The following is a 255-nucleotide window of genomic DNA, read 5'->3' as shown; positions in this document are numbered from 1 at the left end:
AGCGACAAAGTGCGACAACTGCGAAGGCAGCTCTGGGCCGCAGCCAAGCGGGCTCCGGGAAGGCGCTTCCATGCGTTGTACGACCATGTGTGCAGGGCTGACATCCTGCACGAGGCGTGGAAGCGAGTGCGCCGTAACAAGGGCGCAGCGGGCGCTGATCGGGTGACGATCGGCGAAGTCGAGCAGTATGGAGTCCGGCGCTTCCTGGAGGAGCTGGGCGAGGTGCTGCGCGCAGGTGAGTACGGGGCGCAGGTC

Annotated in this window: 1 pseudogene; it reads left to right on the top strand. The window is 66.3% G+C overall.

From position 1 onward, the window contains the following. Positions 1-75: 75 nt before the first annotated feature. Positions 76-255: pseudogene (locus ACG0Z3_RS23385) on the top strand (hypothetical protein); the annotation flags it as partial.

It is taken from the genome of Pelomonas margarita, from assembly GCF_043555875.1.
GTDB classification, from domain to species: domain Bacteria; phylum Pseudomonadota; class Gammaproteobacteria; order Burkholderiales; family Burkholderiaceae_C; genus Pelomonas; species Pelomonas margarita.
This window is presented reverse-complemented; position numbering and strand designations above follow the sequence as displayed.